The sequence below is a fragment of the Pontibacter populi genome, assembly GCF_019336435.1.
In the GTDB taxonomy this organism is placed as follows: domain Bacteria; phylum Bacteroidota; class Bacteroidia; order Cytophagales; family Hymenobacteraceae; genus Pontibacter; species Pontibacter humidus.
This window is the reverse complement of sequence record NZ_JAHWXQ010000001.1, coordinates 1,337,995-1,362,697: the sequence shown is the minus strand read 5'-3', so window position 1 is coordinate 1,362,697 and position 24,703 is coordinate 1,337,995. Positions and strand designations below refer to the sequence as shown.

Sequence of the window (24,703 nt, the reverse complement as noted above, 5' to 3'; positions counted from 1 at the left end):
AAGTAATAAAAACAAAAAAGCCTGACTCATTTCTGAATCAGGCCTCTCTTTAGGTAGCGGGAACAGGACTCGAACCTGTGACCTTTGGGTTATGAGCCCAACGAGCTACCAACTGCTCCATCCCGCACTGTTATTGTGTTACAAAAGTAGTATATCAAATCTTACTTTGCAAGTTATTCTACTGCAAAACATCAAAAAAAGTTAAAATTTACTCGTTATCCCGAAGTGTATTTTCGAGTATTTAAGCGAAAGTGGCTGTTGCTCAGAGCGTCCCACAGAATAAACCAACTGAAAAATTCCGGCGCCTGTACTAAAACTAATTCCGCCTCCAACACCCGAGGGCCAGCCACTTGCTTCCGATTTCTCCAGTTCGCTGCGGTAATAGGCCTGGTCATAAAATAAAAGCACATACGAATCGGCTGAGGTAAACAAACGATACTCCAATGTTCCGATAGCGTAAGACGAGGCATAAAAGAAATAATCATCGAAGCCACGAATAGAAGTAAGGCCACCCAGCCGGTACATGTCGTTCAGGAAAACCTGGTCATTCAGCAGCGCATTTCCTTCGACTCTGGCCAGCAAGGCACTGTTTTTACTTAACCGGAAGAAATTCTCCACCCGCAGGCCTAAACTCAATTGCGTAGTACGCATGTCCAGGGTATCGTAAAAGCTTTTCTCCAGATCAGCGTTGCGTAACAGGGTCTTGGTACCAGCTGCCAGTTCCAGTTCTACTAACCGACCACGGCGCGGGAAGTAAAAGTCATCGAGGTTGTTCCAGAGGTAGTTAAAGCCATAGGTGGTGGTGCGGGCATCCGCCAGGTCGAGGTTGCGAAGGCTCTGGGTGCTGGCATCGCCCAATATCCGGGAGTTGCGCCACTCACCATACACACTGAATTTGCCGTATTTTAAGGTATAGTAGCCCAGTTGCAGGCGCGGCTGTACGGTTATAAACGATGAATCCTGCTTGAGTAAGTTAAAACGTGTGCCCAGCTCGAACGGCGTACCGAACAGATTTGGGTGCAGGTATTCGCCATTAAGTATAACGGAACCTTTGTTTACGCGCCGCCATTGCAGCCCTATGCTTTTGCCTGTGCCGCGCAGGTTGCGGAGGTTGAGGTTGGCTTCGCCGGTTATCAGGAGTTTATTTCCGCTGCGGGTCGGGTCCGGTAAAAAGCCAACCACACCATCTATCTGGTTCGATTGCCGGTCTTCCAGAAAATAATAAACCCGTGCTTTATCGCGGGCGAAACGCACCTGCGGCGGCCTGGTTACCCTAATGTAAGGTAATTGGGTAAGCATGCGCTGGGTAGCTTCTATCTGTTCCTGGTTATAAGGCTGGCCCGGGTATAGTTGCAGGTAGCGCATCAGGAACTTGGGTTTAGTTTTGCTGCCGCCCACCACCTGTACCGAGTCGTAGGTAACTACAAAAGCCTTTTCTACCATCAGGGCAGCTTCAATTTTGTTATCTTTTATAGTTATCGTATCCAGCCAAACGCTTGCAAAAGGATACCCGTTACGCTCCGCGTAATCCAGTATCCGCTGCTGCAGTTTTACATATTCGGCTGGCTTAAAAGGCACATTGCGGTAAAACTTTTCCCGGAAACCAGACTCGATCAAAATACCTTCGCTTAAATTTCCATTGCGCAGGCTGGCATACTCAAACCTTTCGCCAATGTATAGTTTCACGTGAAGCGTATCATTGCGCAGGTACAAACTATCCGCAGAAGTCAGCAAATAAGCGTCCTGCTGCATTTTATAAACTAAGGCCTTTACTTCTTTATTGGCTTCTAAAGAGTCGGGGTGGGTGGTCTGGTAACTATAATTACGAAGTCGTGGGGCGTCTTCCGGGGTGGTGTGTATGCTAACTATAACTTTGGGCTGCAACTGCGCATCAGCCTGTTTTTGGGCCTGCACACAGGGCAGCCACAAAAGCAAACACAACACTACGGCAGCTATTTTATACATTTGTGTTATTACTTGTTGAATTGTTTGCTAGCTAAATTGTTTAGTTATAGACGCTCTCCAACGAATTACACCAGAGAAACTATAGCAACTATACAAAGGTAATGGGTACAGCTATACTTTAAGAACTATAGTTTCCAGATCATCAACAATTTAACAATACAGCAATTTAACAACTAATCCGTGGCCGGAATATACCTACATATCCCTTTCTGCAAACAGGCTTGCCATTACTGCGATTTCCATTTCAGTACCTCGATGGGGCATAAAACGGCAACTATAGATGCCATCGCCCTCGAACTGGAACTGCGCCGGGATTACCTGCAGGGCCAAACAATAGAAACAATTTACTTCGGCGGCGGTACACCGTCTTTGCTCACACAGGACGAGTTACAACTATTGCTACAAACTATAAAAGACTTGTTTATAGTTTCGGCCACTGCTGAAATTTCGCTGGAGGCCAACCCCGATGATCTGAAGCCTGAAAAACTGCAGGAACTGAAAGCTGCCGGCATAAATCGGTTAAGTATAGGGTTGCAGTCGTTTCATGAGCCACACCTGCGCATGATGAACCGTGCCCATAACGCCACCGAAAGTTTAAAATGTGTAAAAGATGCCCAGGCAGCCGGTTTTGATAACATTACGGTAGATCTTATTTATGGCATTCCGGCACCGGACCACAGCATCTGGCTGAAGGATCTGGAAACGCTTTTCTCGCTAAACGTGCAGCATGTGTCGTGTTACGCGCTAACAATTGAACCTGATACTGCCCTGGGCCGCTGGAGCAAAAAAGGGAAATTTACCCCATCCGAAGACGATTTCACCGCACAGCAATTCGAGACCTTACTGGAACAGATGGCACAGCACGGTTTTGTGCAGTACGAAATATCTAACTTCTGTAAGCCGGGCTACGAATCGAAACACAACAGCAATTACTGGCGCGGGGTGCATTATTTAGGCGTTGGACCGAGTGCGCATTCTTTTAACGGCCATAGCCGGCAGTATAATGTTGCCAACAACCGTAAGTATACCGAGGCTATCAGCCAGCTTATCATCCCTACCGAAATAGAACAACTTACTTTAGGCGACCAGGCCAACGACTACCTGCTTACAACACTGCGCACGATCTGGGGCTGCGACCTGGCACACATGCGCGACAACTATAGGCATGATGTGCAGGCATCTCACAACATATATCTGCAGGAGCTACAGCACAAAGAACTGGCAACTATAAAAGACAATGTACTCTACCTGACAGACAAAGGAAAGCTGCTCGCTGACCAGATCACACTGGACCTGTTTGCGGAATAAGAGCTAAGATTTAAATCCACAATATAGTTGGCACCTAATTCTGTTTAACTCGTATGTCTTTTAACCTAAACACCCTTACCTGAATTTATGCCCGTAAATGCCAACGCTTCAACTTACAACAGTTTATAGTTCAGACAACTTCAAAATAGAAGCCGACGATGGTCTTGCTTATGTGAGAACAGAATGGCTACGCCCACTGAACGATGACCAGTTTGTAGCGGAAACAATGCGTGCGTATGATGTGATAACTGAAAAGCAAGCCGAAAGAGTACTTGTAAATGCACAGCAGGTATCCGTACTCGGGCCTGAAACAAAAGACTGGCTTTCCAACACGTACTATAGTTTGTTCTCCCGCACTTCGCTAAAAAAAATGGCCCGCGTTATGCCGGATAACCTCTTCAAGAAGCTGGCGCTTGCCTCTGTGGTGGCCAGGGCCGATGCTGCCGGCGAGATATCTTACCAGATCCAGGATTTCGCTTCGGAAAACGAAGCAGTACATTGGTTGCTCGAAGAATAGCAAGCTTCAATCTTTTATAGTTACAGCGTATAGGTTTACTTAATTTCGCTTATACTTGCCAGAAAACCTGCTAACTATGGAAGCCAGCATTACCTACCACGATCAAGTTTATAGTTTCAACCCGCTGCAGCCACACGATATTTCGATGCCGCTGCACGACAGGCAACTACAGCCGGAATGTTTCTGGGCTGAGCCTGTTCAGTTTGATGTGATCAGGGTAGGAGATTTTGTAGGAAGTGTATCAGAAGGCGGCAGCACCAACTATAAACGCGTGCACCTGACGCCTCACGGCAACGGCACCCACACCGAATGCTACGGCCATATCTCTGCCGACGAACACGCCACCATCCACAACTGCCTGAAACGCTTCTTATTTGTAGCCCAGCTTATAACTATAGCTCCGCAAAAACTCGAAAACGGTGACGAAGTGGTACTACTGGACGATGTAAAGAAGCAGCTGGAAGGCCTGAAACCGGAAGCTGTCATACTCCGCACCTTGCCAAACACAGACGATAAACTAACCCGCCATTATTCCGGCTCCAACCCACCCTATTTAGAGCATATTATAGGCCAGTATTTAGCTGAGAAAGGCGTGCAGCACCTGTTACTTGATCTTCCGTCTGTAGACCGTGAACTGGACGAAGGCAAGCTGCTGTGCCACCACGCTTTCTGGCAATACCCTAAATACACCCGCTGCGGCGCCACTATAACCGAGCTGATCTATGTACCGGAGCATGTTACGGATGGCTTATACCTGCTGAACCTGCAGATAGCCAGCCTGCAACTGGATGCCAGCCCAAGCAAACCGGTACTCTATAGTTTGTCGCCTGCTTTTCCGCAACTATAGCATGTCCCTAAAGCTGGGCTCTTGCCGCTAGACTGTTGCCTTGTTGCCTACCAGCTGATCGCAGATATATTGACCGATAGCCAGCGAAGAAGTTGCCGCCGGCGAAGGAGCGTTGCGTACATGTATAATGTTATGGCGGTTCAGGATATCAAAATCATCGATCAGGTTACCGTTACGGTCGCAAGCCTGCGCTCGTACACCCGCTCCGCCAGGCACCAGGTCATGTTCCTGTACTTCGGGCATCAGTTTTTGCAGCGCCCTGGTAAAGGCCGCCTTAGACAGTGACCTGTACATCTCGCCCAGGCCGGTTTTGCCATACTTGGCAGCGATCTTCCAGAAGCCAGGCCAGCTAAAGGTATCCTGTGTGTCTTTAAAGTTGAAATCACTGAACGTATAGCCTTCGCGTTTAAAGGCCAGCACAGCATTCGGACCAGCCTCAATGCCGCCTTCTATCATGCGTGTAAAGTGCACCCCCAAAAACGGAAAGCTCGGATCCGGCACCGGGTAGATCAGGTTGCGCACCAGGTACTCTTTCTCTTCCCGTAACTTGTAATATTCCCCTCTGAAAGGGATGATCCTTAAATCGTTCTCTTTTTCTGTAAGGTTGGCAACTCTATCCGAGAAAAGGCCTCCGCAGCTAACCAGGCTGGCAGCAGTATAGGTGTTTTTTGTAGTCTCTACATGCACAGTATCCTTCTCAGATTTGATCTTCACAACCTGTTCTCCAAAGGCTGCATCACCACCATATTGCTGAAACAGGCGCAGCAGGGCAGCAGCCATCGCCGGATAATCAATGATACCTGTCTGGGGCACATGAATGGCCTCTACACCGGCTACATGCGGCTCATATTCTCGTATCTCGTCTAAGGAATGCAGCCTTTTCAGGTCTGTCAACCCGTTCTGGATTCCGCGTTCGTAAATATCATTCAATTTGGGACGTTCGGCGTCAGAAGTGGCAACGATGATCTTACCGCAGATGTCGTATGGGATGCCATACTCCTGGGCAAACTCAATGATGGAGTGATACCCCGTAATACAGTTTTTGGCTTTCAGGCTGCCTGGCTTATAGTAAATGCCGCTATGAATAACGCCGCTATTGTGCCCCGACTGATGTTGTGCAACTGTATTTTCTTTTTCGATGAGCAGTATCTTGCTATCCGGGTTATTTTGCTTGAGGTGATATGCTACGGAGAGACCTACCAAACCGGCTCCCACTACTATAGTATCGTATTTTTGTGCTGACATGTGTATGGTGTTACTAAAGAAATTAAAGGCAGGTTATCAGTGCCTGCGCTGTACAGAGAAGCATACGATAATCTAAATATTTATGTCAATGAATTTTAAGAAAATATGTGCAGCCCATGTTCGGAACTATAGTTATTCATACCAGGCAGCAGTTTACTCCATTTAAAAAAATAAAGGCCGGAGCATTAGCTCCAGCCTCAGGTAGTTTAGTTGTTTGTAAGGAGTGTTGTTTTAAAATAATGCTTCAGCCACTTTTCTGACCGATTCTGATTTACCCATAGAGTAATAATGCAGGCAGGGCACGCCAAATTCCATCAGCTCTTTCGATTGCTGTATAGCCCAGTCCACGCCAACCTGCGCAGCTGCCTTGTTATCCGGGCAAGCCTCAATAGCATCAGCTAGGTCGCAAGGTATTTCAACATGGAAAAGGCTTGGTAATATGTTCAGTTGTGTTTTAGTAGTCATCGGCTTCAGCCCCGGTATGATCGGCACTGTTATACCTTCCTCGCGGCAGCGCTTCACAAAATCAAAATACTTCTGGTTATCGAAGAACATCTGAGTTACAATGTACTCGGCGCCCAGTTCTACTTTCTTTTTCAGCCAGCGCAGGTCCGATTTCAGGTTTGGTGCTTCAAAGTGCTTTTCAGGGTAACCGGCCACGCCAATGCAGAAATCTGTGCTGTTATGGAACGCCTGTTCATCATCCAGGTAACGGCCGCAGTTCATTTCCACTACCTGCCCGATCAGCTCGGTTGCATAATGGTGCCCGCCCGGTTCCGGCACAAAGCGCTGTTCGCTTTTTACACAATCACCGCGAAGCACCAGCACATTATCTATCCCCAAAAAGTGCAGGTCTATCAGTGCGTTCTCAGTTTCTTCTTTGTTAAAACCTCCACAAATCAGGTGCGGCACCGTGTCTACTTTATAGTTGTTCTGGATAGCTGCACAGATACCTACGGTACCCGGGCGCTTGCGCGTCGTGCGCTTCTCCAGTAACCCATTTTCGCGCTGCTTGTACACATATTCTTCCCGGTGGTAGGTCACGTCAATAAAAGGTGGCTTAAACTCCATCAACGGGTCGATGTGATTAAAAAGGGTTCGCATGTTTTCCCCTTTCAGCGGGGGCAGTATTTCAAAAGTGAACAGCGTTTTGCCGTTGGCATTTCTGAAGTGGTCTGTTACTTTCAATTTATGTTAAATTGTTAGATGGTTTAACGGTTATATTATCCTTCCCCGGAAGGATTCTTTCTGCTGCGAGCTTTCAGTTCGTGGCTTTCTTTTGGCAAGCTTTCAGCTTGCTGGACACCAGGTTCTGTTCCGGTGCACGCAAGCTGAAAGCTTGCAGCATTGCGTAACCACGAGCTGAAAGCTTGCGGTAGGCAAAGATCTCTTGTTTTAAGAGAGGGCCGGGGTTAGGTTTACCGGCTTTGGCTCATAGTTTAGGTTTGGCGATAGCCAGCGTTCCAGTTCCTCTTTCGGCATGCCTTTGCGATGCGCAATATCCGCTACCTGGTCTTCGCCAATCTTACCAAGCCCGAAGTACTTTGATTCCGGGTGCGAGAAGTATAGGCCACTCACAGCCGCTGTCGGGTACATGGCCAGGTTTTCGGTAAGTATAACACCAGATGTTCTTTCCGCATCCAGCAGATTAAACAGTGTGATCTTTTCGGTATGGTCCGGGCAACCCGGATAGCCCGGCGCCGGACGAATGCCTTTATAGTTCTCCCTGATCAGGTCTTCGTTACTCAGATTCTCCTCCGGTGCATAACCCCATAGTTCTTTCCGCACTTTGGCGTGCATCAGCTCTGCAAAAGCTTCTGCTAACCTGTCAGCCAGTGCTTTTACCATAATGGATTTATAGTCGTCGTGCTCGGCCTGATACTTCTCCAGCAACTTTTCAATGCCAAAACCAGCCGACACTACAAAGCCGCCGATGTAATCGGGCACACCAGTTTCTTTCGGAGCAATAAAATCAGAGAAAGCCAGGTTTGGAACATTTGCCCCTTTCTTGCCTTGTTGCCTTAGCGTATGGAATTCGGTCAGCACATTTCCACGTGAATCATCGGCGTATACTTCTATGGTATCATCCGCTTCCACGTTGGCCGGGTAAAAGCCAACTACAGCGCGCGCCTCCAGTAATTGCTTGTCCACAATTTCCTGTAGCATTTCCTGCGCATCGGCAAATAGTTTGGTTGCTTCAACGCCCAACTCCGGATCATTTAGAATTTTCGGATATTGCCGTTTGAGCTCCCATGCATGGAAGAATGGCGTCCAGTCTATGTATGGCACGATCTCGGAAAGCGGGTAGTTGGTGTATGTTTTATTGCCGATAAAGCTTGGCTTGGTCGGCTGCGTGGTGTTCCAGTCAACCTTATACTTATTTGCCCGGGCTTCTGCTATAGTTGCAAACGCGCGGTCTTTGGTACGGCTCAGGTGGTCTTCTCTCAGTTTCTGGTACTCTGCTTTAATCTCCGCAATATATTTATCACGGTCACTGCTTAGCAAGCTGCTAACTACGGTTACACTTCTGGAAGCATCGTGGACGTGCACTACCGGACCGCTATACTGTGGCGCGACTTTTACGGCTGTATGCACTCTGGAAGTTGTAGCACCGCCAATCAGAAGCGGAATTTTCAGGCCACGGCGTTCCATTTCCTGCGCCACATAAACCATTTCATCCAGCGATGGCGTGATCAATCCGCTCAGGCCAATGATATCTACCTTATGCGCTTCAGCTTCAGACAGGATCTTATCCAGTGGCACCATCACACCCAGGTCTATTACTTCATAGTTGTTACAGGCCAGCACCACACCCACAATATTCTTCCCGATGTCGTGCACATCGCCTTTCACAGTCGCCATCAGTATAGTTCCTGCGGTAGATTTAGACGTATCGCCGGCTAGCTTTTCCGCTTCCATAAACGGTAACAGGTAGGCTACCGATTTCTTCATGACACGGGCACTCTTCACTACCTGCGGCAGAAACATCTTACCAGCCCCAAATAAGTCACCTACCACGCCCATGCCGGCCATCAGTGGGCCTTCGATCACATCCAGCGTTTTGGTTGCCTGCTGACGTGCCTCTTCCGTATCTTCTTCAATAAAATCCACGATACCGCGTACCAGGGCATGTTGCAGACGCTCTTCTACCGGTGCATCGCGCCAGGCCGTGTCGGCAGCAGTAGCGGTTTTGCCCTTGCCTTTTATAGTTTCAGCATAGGTTACCAGTTTTTCAGTCGCGTCCGGGTGGCGGTTAAAGATCACGTCCTCGATCAGGTCGCGCAGCTCGGTTGGTATTTCGCTGTACACACCCAACATACCGGCATTCACGATGCCCATGTCCATACCAGCCTGCACGGCATAGTATAAGAAAACTGTATGCATCGCTTCGCGCACCACATCGTTGCCACGGAACGAGAACGACAAATTACTCACTCCACCACTTATCAGCGCATGTGGTAAGTTCGCTTTGATCCATTTCACTACCTCGATATAATCTACAGCATAGTTGTTATGCTCTTCTATGCCGGTAGCAATAGCAAGTATGTTCGGGTCAAAAATAATATCCTGCGGTGGGAAGCCTACTTCATCAACTAAGATGCGGTATGATCTTTCGCATATCTCTTTTCTGCGTTCTAAGGTATCGGCCTGCCCTGTTTCATCAAAAGCCATCACTACCACAGCAGCACCATACTGGCGCACTTTGCGGGCAAGTTTCTTAAAGGCTTCTTCGCCTTCTTTTAAGCTGATAGAGTTAACGATGGATTTACCCTGCACACATTTCAAACCGGCTTCGATCACGCTCCACTTCGAGGAGTCGATCATGATAGGCAGTTTGGCAATGTCGGGTTCGGAAGCAATCAGGTTCAGGAAGTTGGTCATGGCCTGCTCCGAGTCGAGCATGCCTTCGTCCATGTTCACGTCGATGATCTGCGCGCCGCCTTCTACCTGCTGACGGGCAACCGCTAAGGCTTCTTCAAACTTTTCGCCAACTATAAGGCGGGCAAACATTTTGGAGCCGGTCACATTGGTACGTTCTCCAACATTTACAAACAGACTTTCTGGAGTTATAGTCAGGGGCTCGAGGCCGCTGTAGCGTGGGAGTGGGGCAACCGGGGTAGGAACGTGCGGTTTATACTTTCGCACCAAGTCTGCAATTACTTTGGTATGAACAGGCGTAGTGCCACAACAACCACCCAGTATGTTTACCAGCCCTTCTTTCAGGTACTCCTCCACTATAGCTCCCATTTGCTGGGCTGTTTCGTCGTAGCCACCAAATGCATTTGGCAGACCGGCATTCGGGTAAGCACTGATGTAACAGTCTGAAATACGGGACAGCTCCTGGATATGTGTTTTCAGCTGCCGAGCCCCCAGGGCACAGTTAAAGCCTACGCTTAACAGAGGTGCATGTGAGATGGAATTATAGAAAGCTTCCACGGTTTGCCCGGATAAGGTACGGCCGCTGGCATCCGTTATAGTTCCGGATATCATGATCGGCAGTTCTTTGCCACCGTCATTTACAAATTGCTGTATCGCGAAAAGAGCAGCTTTACAATTCAGCGTATCAAAGACAGTTTCTACCAGCAACAAGTCAGAGCCACCATCTGCCAAGCCACGCACCTGCTCATAGTAAGCCTCTACCAGTTGGTCGAATATAATAGCTCTATAGCCAGGGTTGTTTACATCCGGCGAAAGCGAAGCGGTACGGTTGGTCGGGCCAATGGCACCGGCTACAAAGCGTTTATGCGACGGATCCTTGGCTTCTGCTTCATCTGCCGCTTCCCGTGCTATCTTTGTCGACTCATAGTTAAGCTCATACACCAGGTGCTCCAGCTTATAGTCCGCCATGGCTATAGTGGTACCGCTAAAGGTATTGGTCTCGATAATATCGGCGCCAGCTTCCAGGTATTCTGTATGAATGTTTTTGATGATATCCGGACGGGTAATAGAAAGCAGGTCGTTATTGCCTTTCAGATCGGAAGGATGGTCTTTGAAACGCTCGCCACGAAAATCAGCTTCCGAAAGCTGGTAACGCTGAATCATGGTGCCCATTGCGCCGTCAAGTACAAGCACGCGTTCCTTTAATAAATTGTAAATGGGATGGTTATTCTTCATGTCGGTATCCTTCTTCTCGCTGTGCATAATGTACTGCTCATCAAGAAAGGACACCCGAAGTAAAGGATGGACTATCTTATCTTCTCCGGATAACAAAGTTCCGGAAGGGAGTTAGCACCAAGTTTGGTCAAGGTTGCTAAGACGTCATAGGGCCCATTCCCTCGGTCTTTCTTGATAAGAAGCTGCAAGTTATTACACTTATCCGCAAAAAGCCAATTTTTGTTGCAATAGCATATAACTATAGTTGCGACCTGATTCAGAAAGGGGCTAAAGCAGAAAAGGACACATTAAGTGTCCTTTTCCTAAAAGAGTTTAATTGTATTAACTATAACTCTTTATAATCTAGTATACGGCAGCTAAATGCGTATGTTCCAAATCTTTACGTTTTCCTGAAATTAAAAAAGGGACACCTCTCGGTATCCCTTTTTTGTTGCAGTTGCAAAGTTCGTATTAAGCCTCAGCTACTACGTTAGGAATTACAGAAACGTAAGAACGGTTCTTAACGCTTTTCTTAAATTCCACCTTGCCATCAATAAGTGCGAACAAAGTGTGGTCTTTACCCATACCCACGTTCTTACCTGGGTGGTGTGCAGTACCTCTTTGTCTTACAATGATGTTACCAGCGATAATCTCCTGGCCACCATAAATCTTAACACCTAGTCGTTTTGAGTGCGACTCACGACCGTTGTTAGAACTACCAGCTCCTTTTTTGTGTGCCATTTTGTTTACTATTTAATCAGGCCTGAGCCCGAAATGGTTCTACGATAAATTTCTTCTTACTGCTTATCCAATGCTCTCGATCAGAACTTTCGTATAGTCAGAACGATGTCCTCTAGACTTTCTATACCCTTTTCTTCTCTTCTTCTTGAAAATGCGGATTTTCTCGCCTCTCACGTTGCCAAGGATTTTACCAACCACTTTAACACCGCTTACGAATGGAGCACCTAAGGTAATGGTTCCGTTATCATCTGTAAGAAGAACATTGGCGAACTCAACGGCGTCACCTTCATTGCCGGAAAGCTTGTTAGCGTAGATGAACTTACCGCTCTCTACTTTGGTCTGTTGACCTGCGATTTCTACAATTGCGTACATCAGCTTCAATGTATGTTTAAAATTTAGTCTGCAAAAGTACGGCACTAATATTTAATTTGCAAATGCTTGCTGCTTAATTTGTTCATCTATATACACGAAGCATTTTTACAATGTGGATAACGGTGTTGAAATATGCACCACAACTTTTTGCACCTGTCTAAAAAGCCCCTAACCATGTAACAGGCAAAGAGTTGCCCCAAAATCACTTTCCCACACTTATCAACAAATCAAATTTTAAATTCTGATTTCAGACTTCTTTACCTGCTGCATCTTTAGCTCATTTTGGATTATTATTTAATGCAGATGCCTTAACACCTCGCTTAAACACTATAAAACATAAAAACATTGCACTTAACACATTATTTATAGTTTGATAGCAATATATTAACATGCTAATATAGTATAAATACTATGTGAATAACGGTGTGGATTTTAACACAACTTACAAAGCATCAGGCACTTAAACATTTGTGCATAAATTGAACAACTTTAGCCCCTACTTTCAAGTTCAATTCTCTATATTTGAAGTCACAATATTATCGGGTGCCACTTCGTCATCCGTATAAACAAAAAGTATCATGGGGTGTTTTCTAAGCTGATCAGCTTACCCCTTCAACCAATAAAACACTTATTTACAAGATTATGGAGCCAATACTACAAGAGAACCCTAACCGCTTTGTACTGTTCCCGATACAGCACGATGAAGTATGGCAGATGTATAAAAAGGCCGAAGCCAGTTTCTGGACTGCCGAAGAGATAGACCTGAGTCAGGACCTGAAAGACTGGGAAAACCTGAACGATGGTGAGCGTCACTTTATCAGTCACGTGCTTGCTTTCTTTGCTGCATCAGACGGTATCGTAAACGAGAACCTTGCTGTAAACTTTATGCAGGAAGTACAGTTGCCGGAGGCGCGTTGTTTCTATGGTTTCCAGATCATGATGGAGAACATCCATGCCGAGACCTACTCTCTGCTTATAGATACCTATATTAAAAAGCAGTCGGAAAAAGATTACCTTTTTAATGCACTTGAAACAGTACCTGCCGTGAAGAAAAAAGGCGACTGGGCACTTAAGTGGATCAACAGCGAAAACTTTGTAGAGAGACTGGTTGCTTTTGCAGCGGTGGAAGGCATTTTCTTCTCAGGCTCGTTCTGCTCTATTTTCTGGATGAAGAAGCGTGGTTTAATGCCGGGCTTAACATTCTCTAACGAGCTGATCTCGAGAGACGAAGGCCTGCATTGCGATTTTGCCTGCCTGCTATACTCTATGCTGCAGAACAAGCTTTCTGAGGAGCGCATCCATGAGATTATAAAGGATGCCGTAACTATAGAGCAGGAATTTGTAACAGATGCCTTGCCGGTTGACCTGATCGGGATGAACGCCAAGCTGATGAGCCAGTACATTGAGTTCGTAGCTGACCGCCTGTTGATAGCGCTGGGTTACAGCAAAATTTACAACGCTGCCAACCCATTCGACTTTATGGAGATGATCTCGCTGCAGGGCAAGACAAACTTCTTTGAGAAGCGCGTAGGCGAGTACCAGAAAGCCGGCGTACTGGGCGGTTCAGACAAAAATGTTTTTTCGCTGGACGAAGACTTTTAATAATATCAGAAACTCTCTATATTTAAGTGGCGAAGGAGATCAACGCTCCGGAAGCCACTTAAATACACTTACACAACTTACCGGACAGTAGCTGAAGTACAGAGGCGACCGCAACCCTGTACCGGTATCTAAGCTGGCTTTTAAGCCATCAACGGGGATTGTTCTCCCCACTATATAGTAGAAGCATTTAGCTTTACCTATAAACTATTGTATTGCAACGGCTTATACCACTCCGCGTATTAGCTGACTGTATCTTATACTTTAAATATTATATGCTCGCTGCAGAGGCAGTGGCTCCCAAAAATATATTCTGTTAATAACCCGGGCCCTTGAATCCCGCTAATTGTATACACTATGTTAGTAGTTAAAAGAGACGGCCGGCGCGAATCCGTTAAATTCGACAAGATCACTGCACGCATCGAAAAGCTATGCTATGGCTTACACGCTGATTATGTATCGCCGATTGAAGTTGCAAAAAAGGTAATTGATGGTATTTACGATGGCGTAACCACAGTTGAGCTGGACAACCTGGCTGCTGAAACGGCCGCTTCACTAACGACCAAGCACCCGGACTACGCAGTGCTGGCAGCACGTATTGCTATTTCAAACCTGCATAAGGTTACCAGCAAGTCGTTCTCCAACACCATGAAGCGCCTGTATACTTACACCGACCCTAAAACCGGTGAGAATGCATCGCTGCTGGCAAAAGATGTGTATGAGATCATCCGTAAGCATGCTGCTACGCTTGACTCAACTATAATCTATGACCGCGACTATAACTACGACTACTTCGGTTATAAAACACTGGAGCGTTCGTACCTGCTGCGTTTAGATGGTAAGATTGTAGAGCGTCCGCAGCACATGCTGATGCGTGTGGCCGTTGGTATACATAAAGAAGATATCGAGTCTGCAATCGAGACATACAACCTGATGTCGGAGAAGTGGTTTACACATGCTACTCCTACACTTTTTAACGCTGGTACGCCAAAGCCTCAGTTGTCGTCATGCTTCCTTTTAGCGATGAAGGATGATAGCATACCGGGTATTTACGATACACTGAAACAATGTGCGCAGATATCACAGAGTGCAGGTGGTATTGGTCTGAGCATCCATAACGTACGTGCTACAGGTTCTTATATTAAAGGCACAAACGGTACATCGAACGGTATCATCCCGATGCTGAAGGTGTTTAACGATACAGCCCGCTACGTAGACCAGGGTGGTGGCAAGCGTAAAGGCGCTTTTGCTATTTACCTGGAGCCATGGCATGCCGATATCTTCGATTTCCTGGAATTGAAGAAGAACCACGGTAAAGAAGAGAACCGCGCAAGAGATTTATTCTACGCTCTTTGGACGCCAGATTTGTTTATGAAGCGCGTGGAAGAGAACGGCGACTGGAGCCTGTTCTGCCCGAACGAAGCACCTGGCCTGGCTGAGTGCTGGGGTAAAGACTTTGAGCGACTGTATGAGAAGTATGAGCGTGAAGGCCGTGCCCGCAAAACGGTAAAAGCGCAGGACCTATGGTTCCATGTACTGGAGTCGCAGATAGAGACCGGTACGCCATACATGCTGTATAAAGATGCTGCCAACAGAAAATCGAACCAGCAGAACCTTGGAACTATAAAGAGCTCGAACCTGTGCACCGAAATTATGGAGTACACCGACGAGAACGAAGTTGCAGTTTGTAACCTTGCCTCGTTAGCTCTGCCACGTTACGTAAAGGAGAACGGCAACCATAAGATATTCGATCACCAGAAACTGTTTGATGTAACTTACCATGTTACGCTTAACCTGAACAAGGTAATTGACATTAACTATTACCCGGTACCGGAAGCCCAGAACTCTAACATGCGCCACAGACCAATTGGTTTAGGTGTGCAGGGTTTAGCTGATACCTTTATTGCGCTACGTATGCCTTTCGAGAGCGAAGAAGCGAAGCGTCTGAACGAAGATATCTTCGAGACGATCTACTTTGCCTCTATGACAGCTTCTAAAGACCTGGCGAAGAAGAATGGTGCTTACGAAACATTCCCTGGCTCTCCGTTATCAAAAGGCCAGTTCCAGTTCGATATGTGGGGTGTAAAACCTAAGTCTGGTCGTTGGGATTGGGAAGAACTACGCAAAGAAGTAATGGAGCACGGTGTACGTAACTCACTGTTATTAGCGCCAATGCCAACTGCTTCTACTGCACAGATATTAGGTAACAACGAATCGTTTGAGCCTTATACTTCTAACATTTACCTGCGCCGTGTACTTTCCGGTGAGTTCATGATCGTGAACAAGCACTTGCTGAAGGACCTGATCGCACTTGGCCTGTGGAATGATAAAATGAAGCAGGATATTATCGCAGCCAACGGCTCGGTACAGGATATCCCGAACATCCCGCAGAACATTAAGGATTTGTATAAAACTGTATGGGAGATCAGCCAGCGTACGGTAATTGATATGAGTGCCGACCGTGGTGCTTACATCTGCCAGAGCCAGTCGCTGAACCTGCACGTAATGAACGTGAACTTCGGTAAACTGACTTCGATGCACTTCCATGCATGGAAGCGTGGCCTGAAAACAGGTATGTATTACCTGCGTACCAAAGCCGCTGTAGATGCCATTAAGTTTACAGTTGAGAAACAAGCCGCCGAAACCCTGGAGCCAGTTTACAACCAGGACCAGAACAGAAATGACATGGCCTGCTCACTTGACAACCCGGACGCTTGCGAAGCTTGCGGATCGTAAATAATTAAAGAAGGAGGACTCACTGTCCTCCTTCTTCTTTTTCCTACCAAGTATAATTCCCTCCTAAGTTACTGCTGACTCCCAATCAGTGGATGGAATAATATTGATCAAACTTTTAGCCCCACCACAAAAACAAGACAGATAAAAATTGTGTGCTTCGTCGGAAGCGGATTTAACAATATTACAGCTGGCATAGTTAAGCCTCAAGCTATTTATACAAAAGATGACACCCCACTATATGAGGAAATAACTAAACTAAATAAACTCTGGAATGAGCTTGAACCACTTTTGTCCCCTTTCAATAATTTCATTCCTACAAAACATGGAGAAGAATTATTAGAAGCCGTTGGCTGGCTTTCAGAAAGTATACAATAAGTTTATTGGTTGTGCCAATGACAACCACTTCGAGACTTCAGTTTTGTTCGCTGCTCAAATTAAATTGGCAATGCAGAGAGTAGGGAAACAGTTTACAAGATTTGAGACTGACGGAGGTTATTCACTTATTAATACCGCTATACCTAATCTAGGTAAGTCATTTTATGAGTTATTGAACACAAAAGAAGTTAATAGTTTTTACCTGTGCACTACAAACTATGATGGTATACTTGACAGTTTATTAACTTATTACTGTGGAGAGGAATTAAAAAGGAAGTTTGTACTTAAAGATGGATTTATTCATGGCCATTTTGAGAACAGCCTTTTTAGAAGATCAAAGTATAAAATAGCGCATTTACATGGCTCCTATAAATACTTTAAAAGCAGCGATAGTACTATAAAACTCGAAAGAGGTGTTGTTAACTCTAATCCCGTAATGATTTATGATGACCCCAATTGCAAGGAGGCAGCAATTAGACAGGATTCTGTACTTTCAGCAAACTTATTAGAATTAGAATACCAGCTAAAAGTTTGTGATCGGGTGATCATAATAGGTAATTCTTTTAAAACAGAACCACACCTAAAAAGGCTTATCAATACACACTTTAATAGACCAAACACTCAAATTATAATTAGCTCTGATAAACCAGAAGAAGTTGCTTCAACTTTGGAACCTTATTACAACTTCCCTATTTATACTCAATCGACCATGCATATAAGATCTGAGCAACATCTTATAGAGTTGTTTAAAAAACTATTTGATTCTAATTACTATAGGATGCTTGCGACAGCTTAAGCTATTTTAACTTTGCAGCTCCTGCTAGCGTCTGAACTATAAAACAAAAAGCACCTGAGATCTCTCCCTGGTGCCTTTTATCAAACTATAGTTTATAGTTGCTTAGCTGTTACGCACGGCAATTTCTACGCGGCGGTTTTGCTGGCGGCCTTTGGCTGTTTCGTTAGAGCCAACGGGCTTTGCTTCTCCAACCGGGTGCACAGAAATACGTGAGGCATTAATGTTCCCGTTCTTCACTAACCAGTTCTTTACAGCTTCGGCGCGCTTCTCGGCCAGTTGCTTGTTATAACCTTTGCTTCCTCTGGCATCGGTGTAACCGTAAACACGTACTGCACCATTCTTGCTGCGTTCTGCTATAGAAGAACTGATCTCCTTGAGGCTTTCTTCAGCACCTTTCCTGATCTCAGCTTTGTCAGTATCAAACAGGACATTTTCTTCGAGGGAGTAAACGCTGTATTCGTCATTACTACGAACTTCCATATCCCCGACTTTAAACATTTCCCACTCTGTATTAGCTATGTCTAAATTGTTCCAGTCTGCGTCTCCGCTGGCATCAACGTCAACTATAGTTCCATCTGCTGCTGAGTCGGGGGAGTTGGCGTTTTCGAAAGCAACGGCAGTATCTGCAGTCGCCTCTGTTGCTTCGTCTCTGTTAGCTTCTGTTTCCTTGCTCATGTCGTTGCACGAGGCCAGTGTCATCATCATGGCGCCGGCCATGCCTAATATCATTCTATTCATCGTTTTATAGTTATAGTTTATAGTGTGCAGTTTAAATATGCTGCTTTGTTAATACGCCAAAAGTACAACCTCGGACAACTATAAAACAGGATTAGCACTTAATCACAAAGTGGTAGAAGATGTTAAGAATAAATTGCGGAGCTAACTTATCTGTGAAGCAACCAGGAAAGCGGGAATTTAAGCATAACCAGAATTATAAAAAATTATGCCTGTTCTTGTAAGGTTATAGGTTCTTTTATCCAGGCTATTGCTTCATCCTCGTTATCAAATTCTTTGATCACCATATCGCCCAGCTTTTTAGCACGCTTTACGAGCTGCTCAACAGCCATGCGGTTAAACAGGTCTTCGGAAACGATAGCCCCATTACGGCGCAGCGTACTGGCTGCCAGTTTTGGAAATATACTTTCAGCAAACCATTCCTGGTCTGCTTTACGGATGGCGCGGAGCTTGCGGTTATCTCCAAGCCAACGCAAAGGCTTGTGCTCCTCCATCAGTTGCACGCATATCTCAATTGCCTCTCTAAACTCTGAACTGGACAGAAAACCCTTCCAGACAGCTTTGCCAAGCTGCAGCTCTTCGTCATAAGTTATAGTTACAACGTGATTCTGGAAATATGTTAAGATCATAAAGAATTAAAAACTAAATCAGCAAACGCTACCTCTTACTGCATAGGTGCCTTCAACAAACAACTATAAACTAAGATTGTCACTGTTACAATCTTAGTTCGGGATCAAACGCCATCTCAGAAAGCACATAATACTTACTATTAAATACGTTGTAAGGATGCTTACCTGCTAAACTATAAACTACGCGATATGTTATAGTTTATAACACTAATATTTGGTTGAGTAATAAGGTTGCTTTATAAATTACAGGAAGTACAAATTCTGGGAAGCCTGAAAGCTGGTTAAACAAGTATTGTACTACACTTGCCTCATAGATTTTACGGGAATAAAATGCTACAAAAAACCCCGGCTAAAATAGTCAGGGCTTTCCTTATGTAGATTAGAATAGTTTCTGCGAATGAATTACTTTTTCAGGAAACGATACGTTTCGCGTACCTGCCCGTTGGTTACAGTTACAAAGTAGATACCTGCCTGCAGGTTCTGAACCGGAACTACTTTCTCGAAGTCTGCTACCTGGGCGAACATTGCTATAGTTCTGCCGGAAGCATCCACAATGGCTACATCGGTGGTGCCGGCAGCAGTAGTGAAAGCTATAGTTACCTGGTCTGTGGCTACAGTCGGGAAGACCTGTGCAATGGCGGCTCCTGCTTTTGGTGCCGCAAAATTTACCGTTATAGTTTTAGAGAATTCAATAGTGCCATCATAATCAACCTGGCGCAAACGGTAGTAGCTCACACCTGTTGCCGGTCTGTTATCGGTGTAGGTGTAGTTCAGCGTACGATTGCTGTTTCCGTTGCCTGTTATCTCGCCAATTTTGCTGAAGTGCTTGCCGTCCTGGCTACGCTCTACATCAAACCGGTCGTTGTTCTTTTCAGAGGCCGTAGCCCAGGTAAGTATAGTAGTGTTTTGCTCGCGCTTTGCTTTAAACGACACCAGCTCCACAGGCAGCGGCGCAATAACCTGCTCTTTTCTCCACGATATATTATGGATGGCCATGCCCTGGCGACCATTCGCATTCTGAGTAGCTGATGCGTTGCTATACTGAATTACAACACGTGTAACCGGCTGAGGGAAACTAACCGTCACATCTCCTTCACCAGAAGTGTTGTCTGTTGCAGTCAGGCCTGTTAAAGCAGAAGAGGCAAACTGGTTATTTGATGTAGTCTTTACCTTGTTCTTTACCAGCTGTACCGGTGTGCCGTTGTAATAGCCTGTTATAGTTAGCTTATCTGTAAACTGGTTCTGGGCTACGTCCACATCAAAAACAGTGAACGTCAGGTCCTCAACAGGTTGATTAAGATCTAGCTGTATAACGGAACCTGCTGTGGTAGCTTTGCTTAACTGCACCAGCGTAAACGACTTTGTGCCTGCCTTATAAGTCTTATTATCAACTTTAGTAGATTCGTACGATACGCCATTGCTTAAAGCCGAAGACCAGCGCATCGTTATGCCGTCAACTAAATAAGGCGTAGCTGAAGTGGTACCAGAAGCGACAAAAGGGTTCTCATCTACCGGGCGTGTAGTCCAATCAAATGTAGAAATTCCTGTTTCCGGCGTACCAATTACAGTAACATCGTCGATGGCATAGTACGCTGTTTCGTTGCTTTCATTGGTAAAAGTTATCTGCCAGTAAATTCTAACTTCAGGCATGCCCATAGCAACTGCAGGTAAGGCTATGGGGGTACCATTGTTTACCTTATTCCAGATGTCGTTGGTATTGTTAGTAGTCTTATAAAAAGTAGTGCGGGTTACGCCGCTATTTACGCTGTATTGAAGCTCTACCACACTTGTAAGCGGGAAATTTGTATTTTTAAAGTTGTTCCTGAACTGCTCCCAGGTAATAGTAGCATTGCTATAACCTAAAGTAGAAAAAGCGATGGAGAGCCTCTTTGTACCATTCGCATTGGTTCTTGCATATCCACCTCTTGATGATTGTGGCAATGTGCTAGGAATTGCACTAGAACCTACCCATGAGCCTGCCGGATTAGCAACAACTCCGGTAAGAGTACCCTGAGTATTTTGGTTAAAATTTTCGTGGTGAAGCAATACCTGGGCAGATGCTGAGAAAGTGAAAACCAGGAAAGTGAAGAGGGTAATGTAAAATTGTTTCATATAATACTGTTGACTATCAGCCTATATGAAATAAGTATGCCACCCGTTTATTTTACTATATAGGTAACATTCTCTGCCTTGTCACACCAGTTATCATCGCTAATATAAACCATAAATACATCTGACAATCAGTGTGTTAGAAAATAAACTATAATTTACCTATGTTATAACTTTATTTTTACTTTCAGGTGGAGGCTACAATTATATATACCTAATATTCCATAGTTGGGAAAAAGGAGTGGGAACTGGGAAACTATATGCTGCCCTTTTTAAACTATAATTCAGCGTTTTGGTGTTGCGTTAGCAGCGTGCACTAACAAACTTTAAGGGCATCTGTTGTTATAGTTTAGTTATTACGGGAACAGCTTAGTTTTAATACAAAATTGAACTATATTGCTCCCCAAAGCTGCCAGAATGGCTACAGAAATCTATAGTATCAGGTGCTGGCAAGTCATATTGACAAACAGTTAACTCAGGTTTTAAACTTACAGGTATGGCACGTGGTTTGCATCTGGTAATATAAGATTTAGATTAGAGGAGGAAGGACATGAACCTGATTAATAATAATGATTTTCTGAAAAATGTAGCGCAGCACCTTAACCTGTTCAACACAGTTGCAGGTGGTATCAGCGAGACAAATGTTACGGTAGCGAAGTATAAAAAAGGAGCAGTTATAAAAGTTTGGGCTGCCAGTGTTACGCCGGAGTCATTTAAAGTAATGGTGCATAATAACCAGCTTACGATTTACTCGCTGCTGCACAGCCACGACAATCCTGAACTTACTGTGCCTATGTTTAACCGGGTGTTTGTAATACCACCACAGGTAAATATTAGCAACATCGAGGCAGTATACCAGGATGGGAAACTACAGGTAAGGCTACCTTATCACAGTGCAGCCATCAGGCCGAAAGAAATCGAAATTAAACAACTATAAAAAAAAGAAGGGCTACTAAATCAGTAGCCCTTCTTTTTTTTATAGTTATAGTTACTTTATAAACTTGGCTTTAATAATAGAGGTCATGTAATCATGCACTTCTACAGTTTCCTGGTCATAGGGGAACGTATTGTACTGGTCGGCTGAGGTCTGGGATATCCTGCAACCGTTATTGATCATCATGTAAATTAACTCACGCAAACGGTACGGGTGGCCGGCTACGTTCAGGATGCAGACTGCATCGCTGGTTTCCACGTGCAGGAACATGTGCTGCACATGATTAACATCCGTCATTATTTCCTGATCAGACATAGGCACTCTTTGATTTCTTTGGCTTTGGTTTTATACTATAATCCCAGAAAAGCCAAAATAGTGCCATCGTTGCCCATTGTTTCCTTTAAACAGCTAACCTGCAACAGTTTATAGTTATAAATTTACCTGCGCGGATATTGTTTGCGCCAGCCTATAACGAAAACAATTACCCACACCGGGTAAAAGGGAGATAGCACCGCGGCCATGTAAGGATCTACAGTAACCATAAGCACCACCTGCACCAGAAAAGTAACGATAGCCCCTACAATCGCAATGGTGTAATATTTATTGTACCTGGTCATATAGCAACTTACGGGTAAAGCAAAAAAGCAGGAAGATCGCTCCCTGCTTTTTAAATCTATAGTTGTATGTCCTTAATTAATTCTTGTTGCTGGCATTGTTCGGCAGCTAAGGCCGGGTGTTCATTAATCTGAATGCTTCTGCTCTGGATATCTTCTTTTCCAGTATTAACGGCGGGTCGTCGTTTTTGGCAACTACCAGCGTAAATTTACTTTTAGTATCCTGGTAATAGATAAGCGTCGTAAGATCTTCGTAGCCTATGCTATAGATCTTTCGCTTACTATTATTTCCAGTAAAATTATATTTATCTAATTCAATATTCCTCAGTAATCTCATATCCCTACTATCTTCTGGTATTTTAAACGGGCACTATAGGGTAGATTGTTTCAAAATCTAAAGGTTATGCCATGCATTCCTCCAAATAATTATACAATTGAGCACAATACAGTTAATAGGTAAAAATACCTATATTAGAGTGTTCGGCCTATTTCCGGAATTTTTATAGCTTAGCAAGTGCCTTCAAACTGGTAAATTTTCAGATCCAACCTCTTATGCCCAGCTTTATTATCAGAGAGCTTACTACCCTGCCCGACATGCTGGAGCAGCATGCCTTGATTCAGCAACTTAACCCAACTATGGAGGCCGCACAATACAAACAGCTGCTCAACCAGATGCTTCCGAATGGTTACCGTATGGTTGCTATATTTAAGGATGAAAAATGCCTGGGCTTGTCTGGTTTCTGGGTCAATACAAAACTATACAGCGGCAAATACCTGGAGATCGATAATTTTATAGTTGACGCAGCTTACAGGTCGCAGGAGTTGGGCAAGCAATTATCGGACTGGATGCACCAGTTGGCTATAAACGAGAACTGCCAGACCATTATGCTGGATGCTTATACTTCCAATAACGCAGCGCACCGGTTCTATTTCCGGGAAGGCTTTCATATTAAGAGCTACCACTTTTATAAATCACTGTAATGGAACGAAGTAAACTTAGTTTCTGGGTATGGCTGTTTTACTTTATCCTGTTTGAGGTGGTGGTGTATCTGGGCCTGAGCTACCTGCTATCGGGGATCGGTGAAAGCAACCAGTTGCAGGAAGAGAATACCGTAGTGCCAAATTGGGTAAAAGCGGTGGTTTTTATACTTTTATACCTGCTATGTATGCTGATAGCCGTTATGGTCGTAAGCAACATGGTTCCGAACAAATACAGGCCTCAGCTTATGAGATGGGTTTACCTGGGTTTGCTTGGCTTACCCGTTATGCTGATCCTGCTTTTTAACTAATACAATACTTTAGCTGCATATATTCGTTAGTAGTTATAGTTTACAGCGCATCCATATGAAAAAACAATTTTGTCTGCTGCTTTTACTCTGCCTTATAGCTGGCTTAGATGCCGTTGCACAGAACACAAAACCGTACTTTATAAAACTACAGGACGGACAAGTGGTGCAGGCCCGAAAGATACAGCTCAAGTCGCCGTTATTTAAGGCCAATTACTTCCTGCTGGACGACTCGCTGCGGTACAGCCCTGCCATGATCAGCGCCTTCCAGAATGACGACGGATATTATGCACGTGTAGAGCCCGGCAACAGCACCGAAGCCTTTGCCAAACGCATACTGGAAGGGCCACGCATCGAGAAATTCTACACATCGCGTACCACTTATGATAGCTATGGCTACTCGCCTTATGGTTACGGCTATGGGTATGGCATGCCACGCACCAGCCGCAAGCGCATTTATTACTTCTCTAAAGATGGCGGCCCTTTGTACCACTTTAACCAGGAAAACCTGGAGCAGGCCCTCAGCGATAATGCTGCCAGCGTAACGTTGCTGCAAAAATACAGGCGCGAAAAAGTTATAGGAACCGGTGTTACCATTGTAGGCGCCGGCCTGATGGCACTGGGTGTGGCAAACTCTCAGCGCACTGCCGATGGTTCAGTCAATCTTTCGCCGGTGCTGTATGCCGGGGCAGGCGTGTTAGGAGCACAGCTGGTCTTTAACCTGTTCCAGAAAGATAAGCTGACGCAGGCCGTGCAGGTATATAATTACCAGGTGAAACAATAAAAACGCAGTATTCAGCT

General features: G+C 45.2%; 22 protein-coding genes, 1 tRNA gene and 1 riboswitch. Of the genes, 10 read left to right on the top strand and 13 right to left on the bottom strand.

The annotated features are described in order from the left end of the window. Window positions 1–54: 54 nt before the first annotated feature. Together KYK27_RS05935 and KYK27_RS05930 are read right to left on the bottom strand one after the other, a co-directional pair. Window positions 55–127 (bottom strand) — tRNA-Met (locus KYK27_RS05935). Between the two features lie 74 nt (window positions 128–201). Next, the gene (locus KYK27_RS05930) at window positions 202–1,965 is read right to left on the bottom strand and encodes an outer membrane protein assembly factor (protein ID WP_199109053.1); all 1,764 of its coding nucleotides are present in this window, start codon (window positions 1,963–1,965) and stop codon (window positions 202–204) included. Window positions 1,966–2,145: 180 nt separating this feature from the next. Between KYK27_RS05930 and hemW the strand changes: the two genes are divergently transcribed. The 3 genes from hemW to KYK27_RS05915 all read left to right on the top strand — a co-directional run bounded on the left by hemW (window position 2,146) and on the right by KYK27_RS05915 (window position 4,637). Beyond that, window positions 2,146–3,273: a radical SAM family heme chaperone HemW gene (gene hemW, locus KYK27_RS05925; protein WP_199109052.1), complete on the top strand. Its 1,128-nt coding sequence runs from the start codon at window positions 2,146–2,148 to the stop codon at window positions 3,271–3,273. A 97-nt stretch (window positions 3,274–3,370) separates the two neighbouring features. Continuing rightward, window positions 3,371–3,790: a hypothetical protein gene (locus tag KYK27_RS05920; RefSeq protein ID WP_199109051.1), complete on the top strand. Its 420-nt coding sequence runs from the start codon at window positions 3,371–3,373 to the stop codon at window positions 3,788–3,790. 76 nt (window positions 3,791–3,866) lie between these two features. Next, window positions 3,867–4,637, top strand: coding sequence for a cyclase family protein (locus KYK27_RS05915; protein WP_199109050.1), 771 nt, complete (start codon window positions 3,867–3,869; stop codon window positions 4,635–4,637). Window positions 4,638–4,664: 27 nt separating this feature from the next. Here KYK27_RS05915 and lhgO read toward each other — a convergent pair whose 3' ends face one another. The 5 genes from lhgO to rplU form a co-directional block, all read right to left on the bottom strand. Beyond that, window positions 4,665–5,882, bottom strand: coding sequence for an L-2-hydroxyglutarate oxidase (lhgO, locus tag KYK27_RS05910; protein WP_199109049.1), 1,218 nt, complete (start codon window positions 5,880–5,882; stop codon window positions 4,665–4,667). A 231-nt stretch (window positions 5,883–6,113) separates the two neighbouring features. Then, window positions 6,114–7,070 carry a methylenetetrahydrofolate reductase [NAD(P)H] gene (gene metF / locus KYK27_RS05905; protein ID WP_199109048.1) on the bottom strand — a complete coding sequence of 319 codons (957 nt, stop codon included), beginning with the start codon at window positions 7,068–7,070 and terminating at the stop codon, window positions 6,114–6,116. Between the two features lie 207 nt (window positions 7,071–7,277). Continuing rightward, window positions 7,278–10,997 carry a methionine synthase gene (gene metH, locus KYK27_RS05900; protein ID WP_199109248.1) on the bottom strand — a complete coding sequence of 1,240 codons (3,720 nt, stop codon included), beginning with the start codon at window positions 10,995–10,997 and terminating at the stop codon, window positions 7,278–7,280. Between the two features lie 73 nt (window positions 10,998–11,070). Next, window positions 11,071–11,178, bottom strand: a riboswitch (SAM riboswitch). A gap of 269 nt (window positions 11,179–11,447) precedes the next feature. After that, a complete protein-coding gene (rpmA, locus tag KYK27_RS05895; protein WP_162428176.1) occupies window positions 11,448–11,717 on the bottom strand; it encodes a 50S ribosomal protein L27 in 270 nt (89 codons plus the stop codon). Between the two features lie 63 nt (window positions 11,718–11,780). Continuing rightward, window positions 11,781–12,089: a 50S ribosomal protein L21 gene (gene rplU, locus KYK27_RS05890; RefSeq protein ID WP_162428175.1), complete on the bottom strand. Its 309-nt coding sequence runs from the start codon at window positions 12,087–12,089 to the stop codon at window positions 11,781–11,783. A 642-nt stretch (window positions 12,090–12,731) separates the two neighbouring features. Here rplU and KYK27_RS05885 point away from each other — a divergent pair. The 3 genes from KYK27_RS05885 to KYK27_RS05875 all read left to right on the top strand — a co-directional run bounded on the left by KYK27_RS05885 (window position 12,732) and on the right by KYK27_RS05875 (window position 17,595). Then, a complete protein-coding gene (locus KYK27_RS05885) occupies window positions 12,732–13,691 on the top strand; it encodes a ribonucleoside-diphosphate reductase small subunit (RefSeq protein ID WP_199109047.1) in 960 nt (319 codons plus the stop codon). A 354-nt stretch (window positions 13,692–14,045) separates the two neighbouring features. Then, window positions 14,046–16,424, top strand: a complete 2,379-nt coding sequence (locus KYK27_RS05880) for a ribonucleoside-diphosphate reductase subunit alpha (RefSeq protein WP_199109046.1) — start codon at window positions 14,046–14,048, stop codon at window positions 16,422–16,424. 418 nt (window positions 16,425–16,842) lie between these two features. After that, on the top strand, window positions 16,843–17,595 hold the full coding sequence (locus KYK27_RS05875) for a hypothetical protein (protein WP_219337353.1): 753 nt from the start codon (window positions 16,843–16,845) through the stop codon (window positions 17,593–17,595). Window positions 17,596–17,697: 102 nt separating this feature from the next. On the opposite strand, the gene KYK27_RS05870 is transcribed toward KYK27_RS05875, so the two are convergent. The 3 genes from KYK27_RS05870 to KYK27_RS05860 form a co-directional block, all read right to left on the bottom strand. Continuing rightward, window positions 17,698–18,333 carry an OmpA family protein gene (locus KYK27_RS05870; protein WP_233150260.1) on the bottom strand — a complete coding sequence of 212 codons (636 nt, stop codon included), beginning with the start codon at window positions 18,331–18,333 and terminating at the stop codon, window positions 17,698–17,700. 203 nt (window positions 18,334–18,536) lie between these two features. Then, window positions 18,537–18,959, bottom strand: coding sequence for an STAS/SEC14 domain-containing protein (locus KYK27_RS05865; protein ID WP_199109044.1), 423 nt, complete (start codon window positions 18,957–18,959; stop codon window positions 18,537–18,539). A 402-nt stretch (window positions 18,960–19,361) separates the two neighbouring features. Further along, a complete protein-coding gene (locus KYK27_RS05860; RefSeq protein ID WP_199109043.1) occupies window positions 19,362–21,071 on the bottom strand; it encodes a T9SS type A sorting domain-containing protein in 1,710 nt (569 codons plus the stop codon). A gap of 547 nt (window positions 21,072–21,618) precedes the next feature. Here KYK27_RS05860 and KYK27_RS05855 point away from each other — a divergent pair. After that, on the top strand, window positions 21,619–22,005 hold the full coding sequence (locus KYK27_RS05855; protein WP_162428171.1) for an Hsp20/alpha crystallin family protein: 387 nt from the start codon (window positions 21,619–21,621) through the stop codon (window positions 22,003–22,005). Between the two features lie 51 nt (window positions 22,006–22,056). Here KYK27_RS05855 and KYK27_RS05850 read toward each other — a convergent pair whose 3' ends face one another. From KYK27_RS05850 to KYK27_RS05840, 3 genes are all read right to left on the bottom strand, one after another. After that, window positions 22,057–22,317 (bottom strand): hypothetical protein, encoded by a 261-nt coding sequence (locus tag KYK27_RS05850; RefSeq protein WP_199109042.1) that lies wholly within the window; start codon window positions 22,315–22,317, stop codon window positions 22,057–22,059. A 122-nt stretch (window positions 22,318–22,439) separates the two neighbouring features. Beyond that, a complete protein-coding gene (locus KYK27_RS05845) occupies window positions 22,440–22,619 on the bottom strand; it encodes a hypothetical protein (protein WP_199109041.1) in 180 nt (59 codons plus the stop codon). Between the two features lie 106 nt (window positions 22,620–22,725). Continuing rightward, window positions 22,726–22,953, bottom strand: coding sequence for a hypothetical protein (locus KYK27_RS05840; RefSeq protein ID WP_199109040.1), 228 nt, complete (start codon window positions 22,951–22,953; stop codon window positions 22,726–22,728). 215 nt (window positions 22,954–23,168) lie between these two features. Between KYK27_RS05840 and KYK27_RS05835 the strand changes: the two genes are divergently transcribed. From KYK27_RS05835 to KYK27_RS05825, 3 genes are read left to right on the top strand one after another with little or no spacing between them, the layout of a single operon-like run. Beyond that, entirely contained in the window at window positions 23,169–23,597 is a 429-nt protein-coding gene (locus KYK27_RS05835) for a GNAT family N-acetyltransferase (protein WP_199109039.1), read from the top strand. Continuing rightward, a complete protein-coding gene (locus KYK27_RS05830; RefSeq protein WP_199109038.1) occupies window positions 23,597–23,905 on the top strand; it encodes a hypothetical protein in 309 nt (102 codons plus the stop codon). Before KYK27_RS05835 ends, KYK27_RS05830 begins: the two co-directional genes overlap by 1 nt. Before the next feature lie 55 nt (window positions 23,906–23,960). Further along, window positions 23,961–24,686, top strand: a complete 726-nt coding sequence (locus KYK27_RS05825; RefSeq protein ID WP_199109037.1) for a hypothetical protein — start codon at window positions 23,961–23,963, stop codon at window positions 24,684–24,686. Window positions 24,687–24,703 lie beyond the last annotated feature (17 nt).